The sequence below is a fragment of the Rhodococcus sp. NCIMB 12038 genome, from assembly GCF_002165735.1.
Classification (GTDB): domain Bacteria; phylum Actinomycetota; class Actinomycetes; order Mycobacteriales; family Mycobacteriaceae; genus Rhodococcus_F.
In genome coordinates, this window is sequence record NZ_NHML01000045.1 from 1 (window position 1) to 17,397 (window position 17,397).

The 17,397-nt window shown below is 63.6% G+C and carries 21 protein-coding genes and 2 pseudogenes; 12 read left to right on the plus strand and 11 right to left on the minus strand.

Translation table 11 applies throughout. From position 1 onward, the window contains the following. The 6 genes from CA951_RS38965 to CA951_RS38990 form a co-directional block, all read right to left on the minus strand. Positions 1 to 262, minus strand: a 262-nt coding sequence (locus tag CA951_RS38965) for an aldehyde dehydrogenase family protein (RefSeq protein WP_143543174.1), incomplete at its 3' end; no start/stop codon positions are given. Then, the gene (locus CA951_RS38970; protein ID WP_256974269.1) at positions 259 to 786 is read right to left on the minus strand and encodes a cupin domain-containing protein; all 528 of its coding nucleotides are present in this window, start codon (positions 784 to 786) and stop codon (positions 259 to 261) included. The genes CA951_RS38965 and CA951_RS38970, both read right to left, overlap by 4 nt. 3 nt (positions 787 to 789) lie before the next feature. Next, positions 790 to 1,686: a VOC family protein gene (locus CA951_RS38975; RefSeq protein ID WP_170945401.1), complete on the minus strand. Its 897-nt coding sequence runs from the start codon at positions 1,684 to 1,686 to the stop codon at positions 790 to 792. Position 1,687: 1 nt separating this feature from the next. After that, positions 1,688 to 2,692, minus strand: a complete 1,005-nt coding sequence (locus CA951_RS38980) for a dihydrodipicolinate synthase family protein (RefSeq protein WP_087561951.1) — start codon at positions 2,690 to 2,692, stop codon at positions 1,688 to 1,690. A 206-nt stretch (positions 2,693 to 2,898) separates the two neighbouring features. Further along, positions 2,899 to 4,710 carry an FAD-binding protein gene (locus CA951_RS38985; RefSeq protein ID WP_087561952.1) on the minus strand — a complete coding sequence of 604 codons (1,812 nt, stop codon included), beginning with the start codon at positions 4,708 to 4,710 and terminating at the stop codon, positions 2,899 to 2,901. Continuing rightward, positions 4,707 to 4,967, minus strand: a complete 261-nt coding sequence (locus CA951_RS38990; RefSeq protein WP_087561953.1) for a rubredoxin — start codon at positions 4,965 to 4,967, stop codon at positions 4,707 to 4,709. Before CA951_RS38990 ends, CA951_RS38985 begins: the two co-directional genes overlap by 4 nt. A gap of 530 nt (positions 4,968 to 5,497) precedes the next feature. On the opposite strand from CA951_RS38990, the gene CA951_RS38995 reads away from it, so the two are divergent. Beyond that, positions 5,498 to 6,184 (plus strand): GntR family transcriptional regulator, encoded by a 687-nt coding sequence (locus CA951_RS38995; protein WP_087561954.1) that lies wholly within the window; start codon positions 5,498 to 5,500, stop codon positions 6,182 to 6,184. Then, positions 6,181 to 6,858: a V4R domain-containing protein gene (locus tag CA951_RS39000; RefSeq protein WP_087561955.1), complete on the plus strand. Its 678-nt coding sequence runs from the start codon at positions 6,181 to 6,183 to the stop codon at positions 6,856 to 6,858. Before CA951_RS38995 ends, CA951_RS39000 begins: the two co-directional genes overlap by 4 nt. A gap of 292 nt (positions 6,859 to 7,150) precedes the next feature. Here the strand turns inward: CA951_RS39000 and CA951_RS39005 are convergent. From CA951_RS39005 to CA951_RS39015, 3 genes and pseudogenes are all read right to left on the minus strand, one after another. After that, a pseudogene (locus CA951_RS39005) lies at positions 7,151 to 7,510 on the minus strand (IS701 family transposase); the annotation flags it as partial. A gap of 151 nt (positions 7,511 to 7,661) precedes the next feature. Next, positions 7,662 to 7,904, minus strand: coding sequence for a rubredoxin (locus CA951_RS39010; protein ID WP_087561956.1), 243 nt, complete (start codon positions 7,902 to 7,904; stop codon positions 7,662 to 7,664). Between the two features lie 221 nt (positions 7,905 to 8,125). After that, positions 8,126 to 8,521, minus strand: coding sequence for an SCP2 sterol-binding domain-containing protein (locus CA951_RS39015; RefSeq protein WP_087561957.1), 396 nt, complete (start codon positions 8,519 to 8,521; stop codon positions 8,126 to 8,128). A 204-nt stretch (positions 8,522 to 8,725) separates the two neighbouring features. On the opposite strand from CA951_RS39015, the gene CA951_RS39020 reads away from it, so the two are divergent. The 4 genes from CA951_RS39020 to hcaB are packed head-to-tail and all read left to right on the plus strand — an operon-like array spanning position 8,726 to position 11,766. Continuing rightward, a complete protein-coding gene (locus CA951_RS39020) occupies positions 8,726 to 10,138 on the plus strand; it encodes a Rieske 2Fe-2S domain-containing protein (protein ID WP_087561958.1) in 1,413 nt (470 codons plus the stop codon). A 3-nt stretch (positions 10,139 to 10,141) separates the two neighbouring features. Then, a complete protein-coding gene (locus tag CA951_RS39025) occupies positions 10,142 to 10,660 on the plus strand; it encodes an aromatic-ring-hydroxylating dioxygenase subunit beta (protein ID WP_087561959.1) in 519 nt (172 codons plus the stop codon). 13 nt (positions 10,661 to 10,673) lie between these two features. After that, on the plus strand, positions 10,674 to 10,946 hold the full coding sequence (locus CA951_RS39030) for a dihydrodiol dehydrogenase (RefSeq protein WP_087561960.1): 273 nt from the start codon (positions 10,674 to 10,676) through the stop codon (positions 10,944 to 10,946). Positions 10,947 to 10,950: 4 nt separating this feature from the next. Continuing rightward, positions 10,951 to 11,766: a 3-(cis-5,6-dihydroxycyclohexa-1,3-dien-1-yl)propanoate dehydrogenase gene (hcaB, locus tag CA951_RS39035; protein ID WP_087561961.1), complete on the plus strand. Its 816-nt coding sequence runs from the start codon at positions 10,951 to 10,953 to the stop codon at positions 11,764 to 11,766. Between the two features lie 180 nt (positions 11,767 to 11,946). Here hcaB and CA951_RS43105 read toward each other — a convergent pair whose 3' ends face one another. After that, a complete protein-coding gene (locus CA951_RS43105) occupies positions 11,947 to 12,135 on the minus strand; it encodes a hypothetical protein (protein WP_143543175.1) in 189 nt (62 codons plus the stop codon). A 198-nt stretch (positions 12,136 to 12,333) separates the two neighbouring features. Between CA951_RS43105 and CA951_RS39040 the strand changes: the two genes are divergently transcribed. From CA951_RS39040 to CA951_RS39065, 6 genes are read left to right on the plus strand one after another with little or no spacing between them, the layout of a single operon-like run. Beyond that, positions 12,334 to 12,789 carry a hypothetical protein gene (locus tag CA951_RS39040; protein WP_087561962.1) on the plus strand — a complete coding sequence of 152 codons (456 nt, stop codon included), beginning with the start codon at positions 12,334 to 12,336 and terminating at the stop codon, positions 12,787 to 12,789. Then, on the plus strand, positions 12,786 to 13,439 hold the full coding sequence (locus CA951_RS39045) for a hypothetical protein (RefSeq protein WP_087561963.1): 654 nt from the start codon (positions 12,786 to 12,788) through the stop codon (positions 13,437 to 13,439). Before CA951_RS39040 ends, CA951_RS39045 begins: the two co-directional genes overlap by 4 nt. A 10-nt stretch (positions 13,440 to 13,449) precedes the next feature. Continuing rightward, the gene (locus tag CA951_RS39050; protein ID WP_087561964.1) at positions 13,450 to 13,983 is read left to right on the plus strand and encodes a hypothetical protein; all 534 of its coding nucleotides are present in this window, start codon (positions 13,450 to 13,452) and stop codon (positions 13,981 to 13,983) included. Positions 13,984 to 14,037: 54 nt separating this feature from the next. Further along, positions 14,038 to 14,742: a hypothetical protein gene (locus tag CA951_RS39055; protein WP_087561965.1), complete on the plus strand. Its 705-nt coding sequence runs from the start codon at positions 14,038 to 14,040 to the stop codon at positions 14,740 to 14,742. Beyond that, on the plus strand, positions 14,742 to 15,389 hold the full coding sequence (locus CA951_RS39060) for a hypothetical protein (protein WP_087561966.1): 648 nt from the start codon (positions 14,742 to 14,744) through the stop codon (positions 15,387 to 15,389). The genes CA951_RS39055 and CA951_RS39060 overlap by 1 nt, the downstream gene beginning before the upstream one ends. Positions 15,390 to 15,440: 51 nt before the next feature. Then, on the plus strand, positions 15,441 to 15,965 hold the full coding sequence (locus tag CA951_RS39065) for a hypothetical protein (protein WP_087561967.1): 525 nt from the start codon (positions 15,441 to 15,443) through the stop codon (positions 15,963 to 15,965). Positions 15,966 to 16,940: 975 nt separating this feature from the next. Here CA951_RS39065 and CA951_RS39070 read toward each other — a convergent pair. After that, positions 16,941 to 17,397 (minus strand): annotated as a pseudogene (locus tag CA951_RS39070) (IS701 family transposase); the annotation flags it as partial.

Here is a 17,397-nt window from a genome sequence, read left to right on the forward strand (position 1 = left end):
GCTCCTCAGCACAGCCGGAGAGCACCTCGGCTGCCTCGAACAGCTTGCTCGCCCGCTCCGCCGGCGCCACGTCGCGCCAGGACAGGAACGCCTCATGCGCGGCGGTCACGGCTCGGTCCACGTCGGCCGGAGTGCCCACCGCGATCCGGGCCACGACCTCGGAGAGCCGCCCCGGATCGCGGTGGTCCCGGAAACTGTCGCCGGTGGTCGTCTCCCCGGCGATCAGATGCCCGACGGTGGGAACGGTGGTGGAGGTGGTCATGCTGGGTTCTCCCTCGTGATGGATGTGGCGAAATGCTCGTCGAAACTGACATTGCCCAGGCTCTCGCGGCGGGNGGCGTCGATGGCTCCCAGCAGCCGGGAGTTCTCGATGATGATCATCTCCACCTCGGCCTGGTCAGCGGCGTAGTGCCGGTGCCAGATCCACGGGGGTGTGTACACGAAGTCCCCCTTGGTCCAGGTCACCTTCTGATCTCCGATCTCCGACCAGCCACTGCCCGAGATCACGTAGTGGATCGACTCGTGGACGTGGCGCTGCAGGTCGGTGGCCGACGCGGCCGGGATGCGTTGCAGGAAGAACTCCGTGGTCTTCATGGGCACGCGCAGCAGCAAACCGATTTCCGAGGGGTTACCCGTCTGTTCCTCGGTCAGCCAGTGGGCGTCGGAGGAGGACACGACGAGGTGCTGCTCGGCCACGTGCTGGTCGTCGCGAGACTTCATCTTCTTCAGGTCGGAGAGGAAGCTGTCGAACTCCGCCTGGGTCAGGTCGCTCTGGAACTCTGGCATGGCTCAGGACCCGAAGGTGAAGGACTCGGGAGGCAGATCACCCCACGCGCTGAACATCGACGGGAGGTCGGTCCAGATCTTGGGCTCGGCCGGGGTGTTGACCATGCGTGGCATCTCGGCGTTGAGCTCGTAGCGGTTGCCGCCCGGGCTCCAGAGGTAGGTGTAGAGATTGCCGCCCACCCCGTGCCGGCCCGGGTGGGTCTCGGTGAGCAGACCGGCCTGGGCGAAGTAGTCGCAGGCGTTCTTGATGTGCTCCCAGCTGACGAGCGTCCAGCACAGGTGGTCGAGGGTCTCCCCGGGGTGCCGCTTCTGCATCATCGCCACGTCGTGGTGGTATTCCCCCACCCGGGTCCAGGCCGCGCCCCACTCGCCCGGTGCCGGCGAGAACGCCTCGGAGATACGGAAGTCCAGGACTGTCTTCAGGAACTCCGCCGTGCCCTTGACGTCTTCGACGCGCAGGGTGATGTGGTCGACGTCGATCGGGTTGACGCCACCGTAGGTCTTTTTCACCTTGGTCAAGGCCGGCTGGATGTGGGTCTGCGTGTTGTTCCGCAGCACCACGAACTCCATGTCGTGGCCACTGGGCAGCTGCAGGGACAGCGACTTCTCTACCTGGGGAACGCGATCGGTGGAAGTCTCCGTCGCGACGCCTTCATCAGCCAGACGTGTGGCCATGCGGTCGAGGTCCTCCTGCCCGTCGACCTGGATGGCGAAGTTCTTCACGCCGGTGCCGCCCTGGGTGATGCTCAGGTCGACGTAGTCGTCGTACCCGCAGCGCAGATAGACGGTATCGCCGTCGCGGGAGCACACTTCGAGGCCGAGCACCTCGGTGGCGAACTCCAGTTCCTTCGCCAAGTCCTTCACGCGCAGCTCGGCGTAGGACAGCTTCTGATGAGCCATGTCACAGTTCCTTCGTGGTGGTGGCGACGACGGTCGCCTGGGTGTATTTCTGCTGCAGCTGGGCCCAGCGGGTCCCGGCTTCATGCGCCCCGCGGAGGTATTCCTGGGGAAGGTGGTGGTACGGCGGACGCGCCGGTCCTGGATCGACGAGCCCGGCGGCGGCGAAACGCGCCTTCTCCAGCGGGATGTTGTACAGCGAGAACTCCGCGAAACTTCCGTGCGGGAAGAGGGTCTCCATCGCATGCCGCATCTCGTCGGTGATCACCCGGGCGCCGTCCTCGTCCTGCGAGCCGATCGCCTCCCGAAGTGCGACGAGCGGAGCCATGCCGCAGTTTCCGCTTCCGGTCCACACCGCCCGGGCGGCCTCGCCCACCCGCTGGCGGGCGCTGACCCAGTCGGTGTCCAGGGGCATGATCGCCAGGTCGTCGCCGCAGGCCGCGACATCTGCCTCGTAGCCCTCGCCCAACGCGACATACTTGGCGCCGATGACCGTGGGGATCTGTGCCAGCTTTCGGTAGACGGCCGTCGAAATCTTGCCCTTGAAGACCTCGGGATTGTCATAGATCACGATCGGGGCGTGCGGCAGCGCGGCGGCCACGTCGGAGTAATAGCCGATGATGGTCTCGTCGTCGCACCGGCACCACATGGGACGGCCGAGGAAAAGCCCGGTGGCGCCCAGGTCCATCAGCCGGCGACCGCGCAGGATGGTCTCCCGGGTGCTCAACGCGGTAGCGCCGGCGAACACGGGCACCGCGCCGTCGACCTCGCGCACAACCTGGCCGACGAACCCTTCGAGCTCTTTCTGCGACAAGGTCGCGGCCTCACCGAACGTACCGTTGGTCATGATCCCGTCGACGCCCCCGTCGAGGACCGATCGGACGAGCCGGACGGTCTCCTCGTGGTCGACCGTGTCCTCGACGGCGAGCAGATCGACGTCCTTGAGGGCCGGGGTCGGGAGGATGTTGTAGACGCCCTGTAGGTCCCGGGCAGACATGGGGATGCTCATATGAATCTCCTCGTGGTGAATCGTGGGTCCGGGCCGTCAATACAACGACCATTGGAAGTTGTGCGGCTGGACCATCTGGACGTGACATTCGCTCGATCTGGAAACGTGGAAAATCAGTGCTTGGAACCTCCACCCACCCATGCACCTCGACCACAGACAGATCGACACACGATGATCAAGCCCACACTCCACCGACCGTAGCCTTGTCAAAAAGTGTGCGTTCCTAGCACTTGCGTTAACAGATCGCCAAGGATTGATTCGATATCCGCAGTGACGATTGCGTCGGCGAGGCCGGATAGTTCGTCGAGCTGAGCGTCCGGGTCCACCACGACGATCTTCCCTGCTCCAGCCACCGCGCGGAGGGTCCCAGGGTCGTGTCGCCCCAGGCCCAGATAGAACGAAGGGGAGATAGTGCGGGCGAGTGGTCCGATCTCGATCTGCTGCGGCGCATCGCCCGCGGCCACCGCAGCAGGGGTGGCCGCCACTGCACCGTCAGTCGTCTGCGCCAACCGCTCGGCAGCCCGCCGTGTCGCCGCATCGAGTCCGGGTCCCAGGCCGATGACCACCCGCGCGGCTGTCAGATGGGGAGCTTCGGGATTCTCGACCCGCCGCTCGATCGGCATGCACCGGTCGTGGGCGACATCGTCGGCCAGCTCAAGGACGTCAATCTGCGGATGGCCTTCGTCTCGGACGGCGGCGACCGAAAAGGACCCGGGGCGTAGTGTGCCCATCGATGGGGTGGTGTGCGCGATGACAGGAGCGAGCACGTTTCCCGCGAGCGCAGGCTTGAGCCAGAGCAGGTCCGGATCGTCGCTGTCTGCGCCACGTACCTCAAGCGCGACGAAATCCCCGGTGAGCCCGAGGCCCAGTCGGGCCGCGACGCGCGGCGCGTAGTCGCGCCCCCGGGCGCTGAACGGGGCGATCACCGCGAACGGCGAGCCGGCGCTGATCGCTGCGCTGAGGGCGCGAGTGAAGCGCTCCGTGGCATACTCCGCGAGCCCGGCGTCACTGAGCACGATCACCCGGTCCGCCCCGTGCGCGTGCAGGACGCGCAGCGCGTCGCTATTGTGCGCACCGGGGAGGACGGCAACGGTCTTAGAATGCAGCTCGGCAGCGACCGAGCGGGCGCAGGCGAGGGCTTCAAGGCTGGTGGGGTGAAGCCCGCCACCTGGCAGCGGCTCGGCGACAGCCCAGATCTCCCGCTGCGAAGATGACGGACCTGCCACGTAGGTCGCGGCCCCGAGGTCCTCGCGGGCCGCCGCCAATACGGCAGTCATCATGCTGGCGGCGGCGTCGGCGTCGTGCTCCGTGGAGCGCATGCTATGCCCGGGACGGATCTCGACGACGAAAGTCGGTGATCCGCGTGTCCCGAAGTCGCGAGGGCCTCCTCCGAGGTCATCTGCGGTGACCGTCTCGATGGCCGCGGCGTCGACGGCGTCGACGACCCAGGGCGGCTCCATTCCACGTCCGACCGACACCAATGCCGGCAGCTCGATGGACCAGTCCTCCGTCCCGATGTCGGTTTCCACTTCGGCCCGGATGCGACCGTCGTCGCCGGGGTGCAGCGACAGGACTTGCGTGAGTTGCGGCAGGCCGACCAGTTCGGCGACCTGCGGACCGACCTGTGCGGTGGCGCCATCAAGCGTCCAGCGGCCGGTGAGGACGAGGTCAGGCGATTCACGTTCGACGAGGCGGGCGATCGCGCGGGCCGTCGCCAGCGTGTCGGCCCCAGCAAAACGACGGTCGAGAAGATGGATGGCGTGGTCGGCGCCTCGGTGTAGTGCGTCGAGGAGGGTCGCCTGGGCGGCGGGTGGTCCCATGGTGACGACAACTACCTCCCAGCCGAGCGCATCGCGCAGCGAGAGTGCGTGCGTGAGAGCACACAGATCGGCGGGGTTGGTGATTGCAGCGTCGGAATCGCGGTGAATGCGTTTGGTGCGTTCGTCGAAGGCGACCGTACTCGGGGCGGGTATCTGCTTGACGCAGACGAGGACGCGGCCGCTGGGGGGAGTACTCATCCCAGCTCGCCTGTCACGAGGTCTTCGCCAACGTACTGGTACTCCTCGCCCGGCCTGAGCTTGCGGAATTCCTTCTTGCGTGCCCCGCAGACCGGACAGACCCAATCGTCGGGGATGTCCTGGAAGGCAGTTCCTGGGGAGATGCCACCCTCCGGGTCGCCCAGCCTGGGGTCGTACACGTCTTCACAGACCTCGCAGACCCACAGCTCGGTTGCCGGGTCAGCCTGCGTCTCTTCCGTTGCGATGAGAGTCTTCACGAAACTCCTCCTAGGTTGTCCGTACTAGTATGCTAGCGCGCTAAGGCGCATAGTGGAAGATGGTTTTCCAGACCCTTCGGTGGACGCGGTCGGTCACGGATCGGGCTGGCGGGATGGGGTGAGATCTTGGCAAGCGCTGTTGCCGGTGGCCGGCGGCGCTGCGAGACCTGCTCGCGGAGTGTCGATCACCCGGAATTCCTGGTCGCCCGGCTTTGGCGAGACCCCAGCCCGTCACGTGCCCTCGGCTCGGGTTCCCTTGCGGCGCGGTCCATCCAAGAAGCGTTGCAGTGCTCGATGGTCTGGCGCATGGTTAGGTTCATGGCGTGGCCACGCGGTCGGAGTGGGTGCGGGAATCCGCAACACCGAAATCACCCAAACTATCTGGTTAGCATAGTAACATGCTAACCAGGGTGGTTAGCGCGTCCACCGGCGCAATACACTCTGCGCGTCCACCGGTGCAATACACTCTGCGCGTCCACCGGTGCAATACACTGGAGTGAATCGTTCACTTCGCACACCTCTAGGATCCCATGGTCAGCCAGCGCCTCAATCGAAGCGGTCAAGCGTACGAGCAGCTCACCGCGGAGATTCTCCGCGGGCGTTGGCAGCCCGGCGACACGCTCTCGACTTACGCACTGTCCGAAGAGCTGCAGATTAGTCGCACGCCGATATCCGAGGCTCTCAAGCGACTGGAGTCAGAGGGACTCGTGGAGATCATCCCCCAGGTCGGGTGTCGCGTTGTTCGGCCGAGTTCCACGGCCGTCACCGAGCTGTTCGCGATACGTGGCGTGCTCGAAGGCCTCGCCGCCGAGGCTGCTGCCAAAGCGATGAGCGCCAAGCAGCTCGCTGAGCTCGGTGGCGTGCTTGAGCGGATGGAGGTGGCCATTGATCGAGCGGACGAAGTGGCCTACGGTGACCTCAATTACCAGTTCCACCTGAAGATCATCGAGGGCAGCGGCATGCCGCGGCTCATCCAGACCGTTGAGGGCCTATGGTCGCTGCTGCGCTATCAGCTTGCGCGGCTTCCGTTCGCTGGCGACCAGATGGGGGAGTCGATGGCGAAATCCAGAATCGAGCACCGGGCCATCTTCGAGGCGCTCGAGCGACGTGGCGCCAAGCGCGCGCGGACCCTCGCAGAGCAGCACAGCCGTCGGTGTGGCGACCGCTTCGTCGTCTATCTGGAGGGTGCGTCCACCCGCGGAGGAGAGAAGCCATGACTCAGACACAGGTGTCGGCATTGATCGCTCGTGCCCTCGATGACATGTGCGAGTATCAGGAGCGCTTCAGGCGCGATCCGGGCCGTGCCCAGGTGTCACTCGCCGGCATTCCCCACGCCTTGGTCCCGACCCACGTCGTGGCCAGCGACCTGCCGCGTGAGCTGGTCGAGATCCTCGGTGCCGAACTGGCACCCGCCGTGATGTACCGGTTCGGTCGTCTCATCGGGCTCAGTCACGCTGCGGCCTTCTTCACCGATCGCAGAATTGGTATGACCGAACCGCAGTATCGCGTCCTTACCGGCCCGTTCCACTTTGCATGGGCGGGCTACGGAGACGTCCAACTGCTGTTGTGGGAGCCGAAGCTCGACGAGGACTTCCTCGTCCTGTGGGAGTCGGACAACTCGTTTAGTGCACGGGAGGCGCTGAACGACGGGCATCGTAGCCGGGCGTGCCATCTTCAGGCGGGATACGCGGCAGGCTGGTCCTCGGAGGCAACAGGCCTCCCCATCGATGTGCAAGAGATCGCCTGTCGGGCAGAGGGTGTGTCGTACTGCCGCTTCGTCATGGCCCACCGTGATCGTGTCTCGCAGTGGATGAGCGATCCGCGCCTGCACCGCCCGACCAAGCAGTACGAAGTGATGCCGGTCAGTATGCCCCGCGCCGCGTCCGTCTGACGACCCGCCGCCCACGCCTTTCGCGTCCGCCGATGCTGACCGAGCGGCCTACGATGCGGGACTTACGGCCACGTCGGCCCCAGCTGCCATCCCTAGAACTTCAAAAAACCCCAGGGTTAGTACTGCAACGGCACTTATGGCAGGTGGCCGCGGGTTCGGTAATGACAGACGCGGGCCTGGTGTTGTCGGCGTCTGCGCCAGTGTGACCAGGACCAGAAGTGCTCGTCGGGGTGGGCGTGTCGCAGGATCAGATACACGAGTAGACGGCGGATCTCGGGTACCGTGTAGCCGATCATGCCCTGATCATTGGTTCCGATTCCCCCTTTACCGCTTCGGTTTTCGCCCCGGCGAGCCAGGCGAGCGCGAGCATCGACAAGGTGATGTGGGCGTACCAGGCCCGGTAGGTGCGCACCTGGTACTGGTCGAGGCCGGCCTCGTTCTTGGCCTGCTGGAAGCATTCCTCGACCCGCCACCGCGAGCCAGCGACGGCGGCGAGTTCGGTAAGCGTGGTACGCCGAGGTCCGGCGCAGATGTAGTACGCGATCTCGGTCGGATCCGACAGGGATCGGCGGGCGAGCAGCCAGTGCCCCCGCCCGGGTGCCCAGGCGATCCGGATCGGGATCCGCACCCAGGAGTATTCGCGCCGGCCGTTCCCTTGCGGCGCGGTCCATCCAAGAAGCGTTGCAGTGCTCGGTGGTCTGGCGCATGGTTAGGTTCATGGCGTGGCCACGCGGTCGGAGTGGGTGCGGGAATCCGCAACACCGAAATCACCCAACCGTGGGAAACGCTCATCAGCTCGCTCGTCACGAGTCTTCGCTCACGTCCTGGTATTCCTCGCCCGGCTTGATCTTGCGGAATTCCTTCTTGCGTGCCCCGCAGACCGGGCAGACCCAGTCGTCGGGGATATCCTGGAAGGCGGTTCCTGGGGAGATGTCACCATCCGGGTCGCCCAACTTGGGGTCGTACACGAATTCGCAGACCTCGCAGATCCACAGCTCGGTTGCCGGGTCCGCCTGCGTCTCTTCCGTTGCGATGAGAGTCTTCACGGACCTTCTCCTCGGTTGTTGTACTAGTATGGAAGGGCGAAGTGGAGGATGGTTTTTCTGTACACGACCCGTGTATGCCCATTGCTGATGATGTGACCAAGCCGCAGGGCGGCGTCCTGGTCGCGTGCGCGACCAGGACGCCGCCCTGCTCTGTTGTTCCGCAGCGGCGGATGCTCAAGGCGGCACGGACATTTCACTGTCCGGTGAGAGGCATTGTCCCGTTACACCGACCAGTCTGTGCCATCGATCTGGCCCATCATCTTCATTGCTGCTTCCAGGGATGGAAGGTGGGCCAGAGCGACCGACATTGGCCCGCGGAACTTGACCATGCGAGTGACCATCGCCTTGGATGCCGGGAGTTCGCCCTTGCCGAGGCGCTGCCAGATGTCCGTATTGGCTGTCAGCACGAACTCTGGCTTGACGCCGTCAGCCGGGGCACCCGCCCGGACGACCTCGCCCGAGACCACCTGGATCTGACCTGCGCGGCTCTCGTCCTCGGCGAGTCGGTACTCGATGACCATGCTCAGTTCCTTGAGTCCCTGGCGTGTCGCCTCGGTGTTGTTCCACAGCTCGCCATATGTCTGCATCCACTCGGGCGAAAGTACGGGTGTTGTCATGTTGCGTTCTCCTTATTGATGGCCTACGGCACATAAACAGGTTGTCGGTGACCTGCGACACAAAATTACGTTGACCGATGTGAGCAAAGATACTAACATGTTAGAACGTCAGTCAAGTAGATGACTTTGCCTGTGCGGAATTCGTCTCGTAGGCCCCGACTTCCAGAAGGAGAAAAGAATGTCTGACTCGAGAAGGCTGAAAGCATGCTGAGCAACGAACTCCGGCAGACCCTCCAAAAGGGTTTGCATGACGTGAATTCCGACTGGACCGTCCCGGCCGCGATCATCAACGATCCAGAGGTGCACGACGTCGAGCGCGAGCGGATCTTTGGTCATGCGTGGGTTTTCCTCGCGCATGAGAGTGAGATCCCCGAGCGCGGTGACTACGTTGTGCGGTACATCTCCGAAGATCAGTTCATTGTCTGCCGCGACGAGGGCGGTGAGATCCGCGGTCACCTCAATGCTTGCCGCCACCGCGGTATGCAGGTGTGCCGCGCGGAGATGGGGAACACCTCACACTTCCGATGCCCTTACCACGGTTGGACCTACAGCAACACGGGAAGTCTGGTCGGTGTTCCGGCCGGCAAGGATGCGTATGGCAATCAGCTGAAGAAATCCGACTGGAACCTACGGCCGATGCCGAATCTGGCCAGCTACAAGGGCCTGATCTTCGGCTCGCTGGACCCGCATGCCGATTCGCTCGAGGACTACCTCGGCGACCTGAAGTTCTACCTCGATATTGTTCTGGACCGCAGTGACGCCGGACTGCAGGTCGTCGGCGCGCCGCAGCGTTGGGTGATCGACGCGAACTGGAAGCTCGGTGCCGACAACTTTGTCGGCGACGCGTATCACACCATGATGACCCACCGCTCGATGGTCGAGCTGGGGCTCGCCCCGCCCGACCCGCAGTTCGCGCTCTATGGCGAACACATCCACACCGGGCACGGGCACGGCCTGGGTATCATTGGTCCGCCGCCGGGTATGCCGTTGCCGGAGTTCATGGGCCTTCCGGAGAACATCGTTGAAGAGTTGGAACGTCGGCTCACGCCGGAGCAGGTCGAAATCTTCCGGCCCACTGCCTTCATCCATGGCACCGTGTTCCCGAATCTATCGATCGGCAACTTCCTGATGGGGAAGGATCACCTCTCTGCGCCGACTGCATTCCTGACGCTGCGCCTCTGGCATCCGCTCGGACCGGACAAGATGGAGGTGATGTCTTTCTTCCTCGTGGAGAAGGACGCACCCGATTGGTTCAAGGACGAGAGCTATAAGTCCTACCTGCGCACCTTCGGAATCTCCGGCGGCTTCGAACAGGACGACGCCGAGAACTGGCGCAGCATCACCCGTGTTATGGGCGGCCAGTTCGCCAAGACCGGGGAACTCAACTATCAGATGGGCCGCGGCGTTCTCGAACCCGATCCGAACTGGACCGGACCGGGAGAGGCCTACCCACTGGACTACGCCGAGGCTAACCAGCGCAACTTCCTCGAATACTGGATGCAGCTCATGCTCGCGGAGTCACCGCTGCGCGACGGCAACAGCAACGGCAGTGGCACGGCGGACGCGTCGACCCCGGCGGCAGCTAAGTCCAAGTCCCCAGCTAAAGCGGAGGCGTAGGCCATGAATACGCAGACACGGGTCTCGGACACCACCGTTCGAGAGATCACCGAATGGCTCTACATGGAGGCAGAGCTGCTCGACGCCGGGAAGTACCGGGAGTGGCTGGCACTCGTCACCGAGGATCTGAGCTACGTTGTGCCGATTCGGGTCACCCGGGAACGTGAGGCCGTGACCGACGTCGTCGAGGGAATGACCCATATGGACGACGACGCGGACTCGATGGAGATGCGCGTGCTGCGCCTCGAGACCGAGTACGCGTGGGCGGAGGATCCGCCGTCGCGTTCACGGCACTTCGTCACCAACGTTCGGGTCGCTACGGGTGATAGTGAGGACGAGTTCAAGGTCACCTCGAACCTGCTGCTCTACCGCACCCGCGGTGACGTTGCTACATACGATGTCCTCTCGGGCGAGCGTACGGATGTCCTCCGGCGCGCAGGCGATAGCTTCCTGATGGCCAAACGTGTTGTGCTGCTAGATCAGACAACAATCATGACACACAACCTCGCCCTGATTATGTGACGGAGGAGTCATCATGAGCATCATCCACAACGACGGCGCAGAGCCGATAATCCAGGTCGCCAACGAGTTCACGGTGATCCAGGTCGGCTACACCCGCACCGGCAGTGGTGAGCGTCTCGTCGTCACGTCGCCGCGCCTCGGATTCCAGACTCATCTGGATCCGCTGCAACTCGAGAGCCTCACCTGGCAGACGCCGGAGTTCTACTCGGCGCTACTCAACACGCCCTACGGCCCGGGCTCGGAACTCAAAGCGAGCCCCCTGTCGGCTCTATTCAGAAAGGACTGATCCCGTGGGATTTCTGGACGGCAAGGTGGCGCTCGTCACCGGCGGCGGATCGGGTATCGGCCGCGCTGTGGTCGAGCTCTACGTGCAAGAAGGCGCGAAAGTGGGGGTCCTCGAAATCTCTCCGGAGAAGGTGAAGGACTTGCGTAACGCACTGCCCGCCGACTCCGTCGTGGTGACGGAAGGCGACGCCACGTCGATGGCTGATAACGAACGCGCCGTCGCCGACGTCGTGGACGCATTCGGGCCGCTTACCACGCTCGTCTGCGTGGTCGGCGTATTCGACTACTTCACCGAGATTCCACAACTGCCCAAGGACAGGATCAGTGAGGCGTTCGATCAACTCTTCGGCGTCAACGTAAAGAGCAATCTGTTGAGTGTGAAGGCGGCGCTCGACCAGCTGATCGAGAACGAGGGCGACATCATCCTTACCCTTTCCAACGCCGCCTTCTATCCCGGTGGCGGCGGTCCGCTGTATGTGTCGTCGAAGTTCGCTGTCCGTGGCCTTGTGGCCGAACTCGCGTACGAGCTGGCGCCGAAGGTACGCGTCAACGGCGTTGCACCAGGCGGCACTATCACCGAACTGCGCGGCATCCCGGCCCTGGCCAACGAGGGCCAAAGCCTCAAGGACGTGCCAGACATCGAGGGTCTAATCGAGGGCATCAATCCGCTGGGCGTCGTCGCCCAGCCTGAGGATCACTCTTGGTCATACGCGCTTCTCGCCTCGCGGGAGCGTACCTCGGCGGTGACCGGCACCATAATCAATAGCGACGGCGGTCTCGGGGTCCGCGGCATGACGCGGATGGCGGGCCTCTCGCAGTGAGGGTCGGTGCGTGGGAGGGCGTTTCTCCCACGCGCCCTTGGCGCGGCCATACACCAGCCCGGCGACGGCCCCCGCCGGGCTGGTGTCCGCTGAGATCCATTTTCATGTGAAGGTGTCGCTTCCAACGTCGTCGTTGACGACCGATTCGCAACACGCTCTCTCTACGGTGGCCGCTGAAGGTCACGAACTGCCTTGGCACGGAGGTTCGGAGTCGATGACCTGCGCGGCGTTCACCGCGCTCATGCCGATTCCAGCAGGTCGGATTGATAACCGATAAGCTGAAACGCCTTTCAACTTGTTGGTGACCGTGTCAGGATTCTCGAAACTCTCGTCCGGATTGTCTGCAATGACATGTCGAGTGGCCGCCACGCAACTCCTCTGTGTTCGGCGTCATCGTCCCGGGGCAGATCAAGTTCGCCAAGGACCTGATGTCCGCGGTGTCTAGAACGCGAGAGTCGTCCTCAATACCTTCCTGTTCATCTGGGATGCCCGACCCTCCGCCCGGATGAGTCCCCGTGCGAGACCGCACGACACGTCGTCACCCTCCTGCTTTGAAAGGCCCGCCCCATGACCACTGTTAAACCCGATACGTACCCCGTCAGCTTGTTCGATGGTGAGGACGCGAATGGCGTCGCGAATATTGTCGGGATGCTGCTCGGGCAGAACCTCGAAAATTTTCCTACGCGAATCAAGTTCGCACGCAAGATCGCTCGACCTGTTTCCATTATCAGTACGGACACCGACAGCGCCTGCACGATCGTATTCGGCACAGACGAGGCAGTCGTCTACAACGATGTCGTCGGGAAACCCGCCGTGACCGTCATCGCCACCGTCGAGCAGATCGTGGACGTGTCACAGTTGCCGATGAAGGCTGGCGGACTCATCCCCGTGGGCTTCTTCACCCACCGGGGCATGACGGTGCTCGGGCAAATCTTGCAGCACAAGCTCATCGTCAAGGGACTGCTCACCCACACCGTGACCGCGCTGCGCACCATCGCGTTGGTCTCGGTGATCGAATCATGACCTCGCTCCCGGGCCGTAGCCACCCAGCCAGTCACGCCTACGACGACCGGACAATGCAGTTCGAATTGCCCTATGCGGCGAGCGACGTCGTGCCTGGCGGAGAACCGCCTCGGGCCTCGAAGGCCACGAACACCGTCCGAGGGCTGCTCCTACTCGCCCTGATTCCGGTCTCTGTGTTCTACCTGGGCCCGAGGATCTACGACCTGACCGCCACCCCCTACCGTCTGGACCAAGCGGTCGTGTCCGCCGGTAACTACAACCCTGCGCTGGACAAGATCGTCGAGCACGAGAAGGTGACACTGTCCGCGTTCGCGTCGCTCGAGAAGATGAAGACCGCGCTTGCAAGCGTTCTCATCACCGATGCGACCGTCACCACCGAGCTCAATAACTTGACCGGTCAGATCAGTGGCGATGTACAGGCGACGCTCGATCGGGCCGGCGCGAATGTGACCGACCTCGTCGCTTCACTCGACACTCTGACGACGCACATCAACTCGTTGCAGCCGCCCGTCGATGGCGCCACCGTGGCACTGGCGGCCAACAGCGCCACGCTGGGGGCCATCCTCGACGACGCCCGTTCGACGGCGGCGAAGGTTCACGACGCCCGGGTATCCGCAGAGGAATCCGCAAGCGACCTGTCAGGAAAGTAGGAGACGTTCTGTGATTTTCTTCGGAAGCCGCGGGGGCCCCGCTCGAATGGTTCTGGCGATCGTGGCGGTCGGTGTACTCGGCCTGCTCACGTTCGTAGTGTTCAACCTGAACAACCGACTCGACAATCAGCAGCGTGCCAATGTGACGAGCATCGCCGCTTCCCAGGGCATCGTAGACGTCAACGACAAGGTGACCGGCCAACTCCGGCAACTGACCGAGCTCACCCATACGGCACAAACCGCGCTCGATGCCACCGCCGCGCTCGGTCCGCTACTGATCAAGTTGGACGAGGCAATCGCCCCGGCGGCGGCGATGCTGGCCAGCAGCACCGAGGGTGCCCAGATGACCAACGACCAGCTCACCAACATCCAGTCCATTCTCGGCGAGGTCCAGAACACCGTGCTCCCGTTGGTGTCCTCGGCCGCCGCGTTCGGAGAGCAGGGAAACCAGCTGCTGGTGATCGTGCAGGGGCTGGTAAACGACCTGAGGGTCTCTGTCGAATCGGCGAAAACGATCAACCAGATGCTTCCACTTCCTGGCTGAGCACACTTTCACCGTCGACGAACCGGCACCACTACTACTCCAACTGGACTTGATATGCAGCAGCCCAACGATTTACCTCCCGACGCGTTCCCGCCCCGAGGCCTGACCAAATATCAGCGATTCGATGTGCCGGCGACGGCGCTGCCCTACCGAAAAGGTGCGATGCCGCACCGGACGGATGTGCTTGTGCCCGCGATCCCCGACGTAACCGGGTTCTCGGTGGCGACCGAGTGGCTGGGCCGTTTGGCCGCGGTCGTCGCAGTGGTCCTGTTCGCACTGGTGGTGGCCTCCATCCACAAGGGCCTACAGGTGCAACACAGCGCGCGCACCGTCGTGGACAACTTCCGCCTCACCAACGACTTCTTCGCCCAACGCGCGGATCTGACCGCGCCCGCCACCGCCCGCAGGCAACTCGACGAGCTCGCCGGTGTGCTGACCCAGCTCAACGCTGCCACCGCGACCGACGTCGACCACCTCGACGCACTCCTGCCGAACGCGCGTACGCTGCTCGCCGCAGGTCAGGGAGACACCCAGATCGCCAACCAACTTGAGGGTGTCGCCACCACGTTGCAGGGCTCAGCGGCATCCCTGCACCAGATATCGGCAAGCGCGAACACCACGGTGTCTGGCGTCGACAACGAACTCACCCAAGCCATCGATCTGGTCAACCAGCTCAACGCGGAACTCACTCGCACGACGAACAAGCTCGCGCTCGTTCCCGCCACCGACACATTCATTCCTGCCCCCGAAGGGAACTGATGATAACCAAGAAGGTATGGACCGCGCTCGTTCTCACGCTGGGAGTGGGATCGGCCGTACTGTTGTGCGCTCTCAACGGGTTCTTTCCCGCTGTGCGCGATGTGAGCGATCCGCTGGGGCGGCCATCGAAACTCAGTCTCGAACTGATCGACTCTGCCGGCCAATTCGACACCCTGACCGGGATTCTCGTGCCCAAGCATGCGCGGCTGGCCTCCGACATCCAGACCCTGACGCCGCTCGCGAACGATCTTGAAGGACTCACCGACAAGGCCGGTGAACTCTCCGGCCAAGCCAAGACGCTGAACGCCTCCACTAGCACGGTCAGCGAGATCGCAGCGCCGCTGCCCGACCTCCTGGTGAAGGTGACCGGTCGTGCCGACAACGCCAGTCCCACAGTGGCCGGCCTGTCCACGGCAGTGGGATCCGTGACGACCCAACTGGAGGCAATCAATAACGGACTGACCACCGTCCAGGGATCCCTCGGCGCGCTCGGCCCCAAAGCCTCCGCAATCTCTGCGACCCTCGCGGTCGTTCGGGAAGAGGCCGCCCACGTGCAGGAGTTCGGTCCCCTTCTCGCTGTGATCGGCCCCCCGGTCAACGACCTCAATCTTCCCGCCCTCGGTGTCGCACCCACGCCCCCCTCGTGATCACTCACACCAGTTCGATACCGGCCACTGAGCGAGTGAAAGGCAGAACACATGTTACGGCTCTCCTGGGCGATCGCCCTATCCTTTACCATCGCAGTTCTCGCTGGCATCCTGATCGTGACACGCGATCTGAGTATTTCCAACGACATCTTCAAAGATGGAGTCGCACAAGCGGAGATCGTCGACGACACCACCGACCAGGCGCTGGACGGTGCACAGCAGTTGCCTCCCGCAGATCAGGCCCTCCACGCGGGGTTACCTCAGGTAGTCGGAGTGCTCGACTCCCTCAGCCGGGCCGACCACACATTGGGCACGCTTGGCGATCACTTGCATTCTTTGGGCGACTCGTTGAAGTCCGCGGACGCCCCGCTCGGAGGGATCATCGAAGCGGGGCAGTCCGCCACCGATCAGGCGAACGCAGCGGCCGCCCCGGCTGCGGAGATCGTGAAGACACTCTCCGTGGCCGATGCCAAAGTACAAGATCTCGGCCCGTTGCTCGACCAATCACTCGCGCTCAGCCAGACGATCGACTCGAAGTTGCGTATCGCACTCGTCCTGCCGAAGATAGGAAATTGAGGTCCGCCGTTCCGGTCTGCAGTCCGAGCGGACGCGTTCGCCGGATTCTACGACAGGCATCCCAGTGAAGCGATTGTGCCCGCGCTCGTCGCGCAGGAACGCATCCTCGAACCGATATGCTCACAACCTTGGTCCGCCTGGGACGAATTAGAACTCGACTGCCAGACAAAGCTGCTGCCAAAGACTGAGAATCGAATTCTGTTCTCTCCCCTCCACGGGTTCGTTCTTGCCCTATGATTCGACCTCGGCGTGCTCTGACATGTGCTCTTTGGGCGCACTGCGCCGACCACCTACAGGAGGCACCGCATGCCGACGCTCCTATCCCACGTCCCTATAGCACTGCTCCGACTCCTCTACGGCGGCTGGCGCAACGTTTCCGCCCGAAATGTGGTCCGTGAGATCGCGTACGTCCGGGCACAGATGCGCTGGGCGCATATGTGCATCGAACCAGTGGGGGAGTTCGAGACTTCACGGCAAAGCCGTACCGCGACATCGCCGCATCTACCACCCGTATCTAACGGGAACCGATGAGGAGGAACGAGTCGTGAGGATACTTTTCAGCGTCGACCTTCTACGACTTCACAGAATTTGATCGTGTTTTCGGCTGTGTGTGGGGAGGGCCGGCGAGGATTAGCAACCTACGATTCCTTTCGCATAGTTGCTAGACTAGATCGGTGTTTTCTGCTTGGTGTTGACGCCCGTGTGCACCGCACGCTGCTGTCCGCGCACCCGGCAGCGCTGGCGGAGTTCTCGCCGACCACCCAGCAGTCGGCGGCACCTAATACTGCAACGGCACTTATGGTAGGTGACCGCGGCGTCGATAGTGGGAGGTGCGGGCCTGGTGTTGCCGGCGTCGTCGCCAGTGGGACCAGGACCAGATGTGCTCATCGGGATGCGCGTGTCGCAGGATCAGTTGCACGAGTAGCCGGCGGACCTCGGGTACCGTGTACGCGATCATGCCCTGATCTTCGATCCCTATTCCCCCTTTATCGCTTGGTTTTTCGACCCGGCGAGCCAGGCGAGGGCCAGCATCGACAAGGTGATGTGGGCGTACCAGGCCCGGTAGGTGCGCACCTGATAGTGGTCGAGGCCGGCCTCGTTCTTGGCCTGCTGGAAGCATTCCTCGACCCGCCACCGCGATCCGGCGACGGTGGCGAGNTCGGTGAGCGTGGTNCGGCGGGGTCCGGCGCAGATGTAGTACGCGATCTCGGTCGGATCGGAGAGAGATCGGCGGGCGAGGAGCCAGTGCCCGCGCCCGGGNGCCCAGGCGATCCGGATCGGGATCCGCACCCAGGAGNATTCGCGCCTGCCGTGCGCGCCGTCGCCGACGGAGATCCGGCGCCACTGCTTCGCCGGGACCGCGGCGATCATCTCGTCGGCGCGGCCGGAGCGGCCGCGCGGGGTGAACACGTCGTCGTTGCAACGGGTGGCC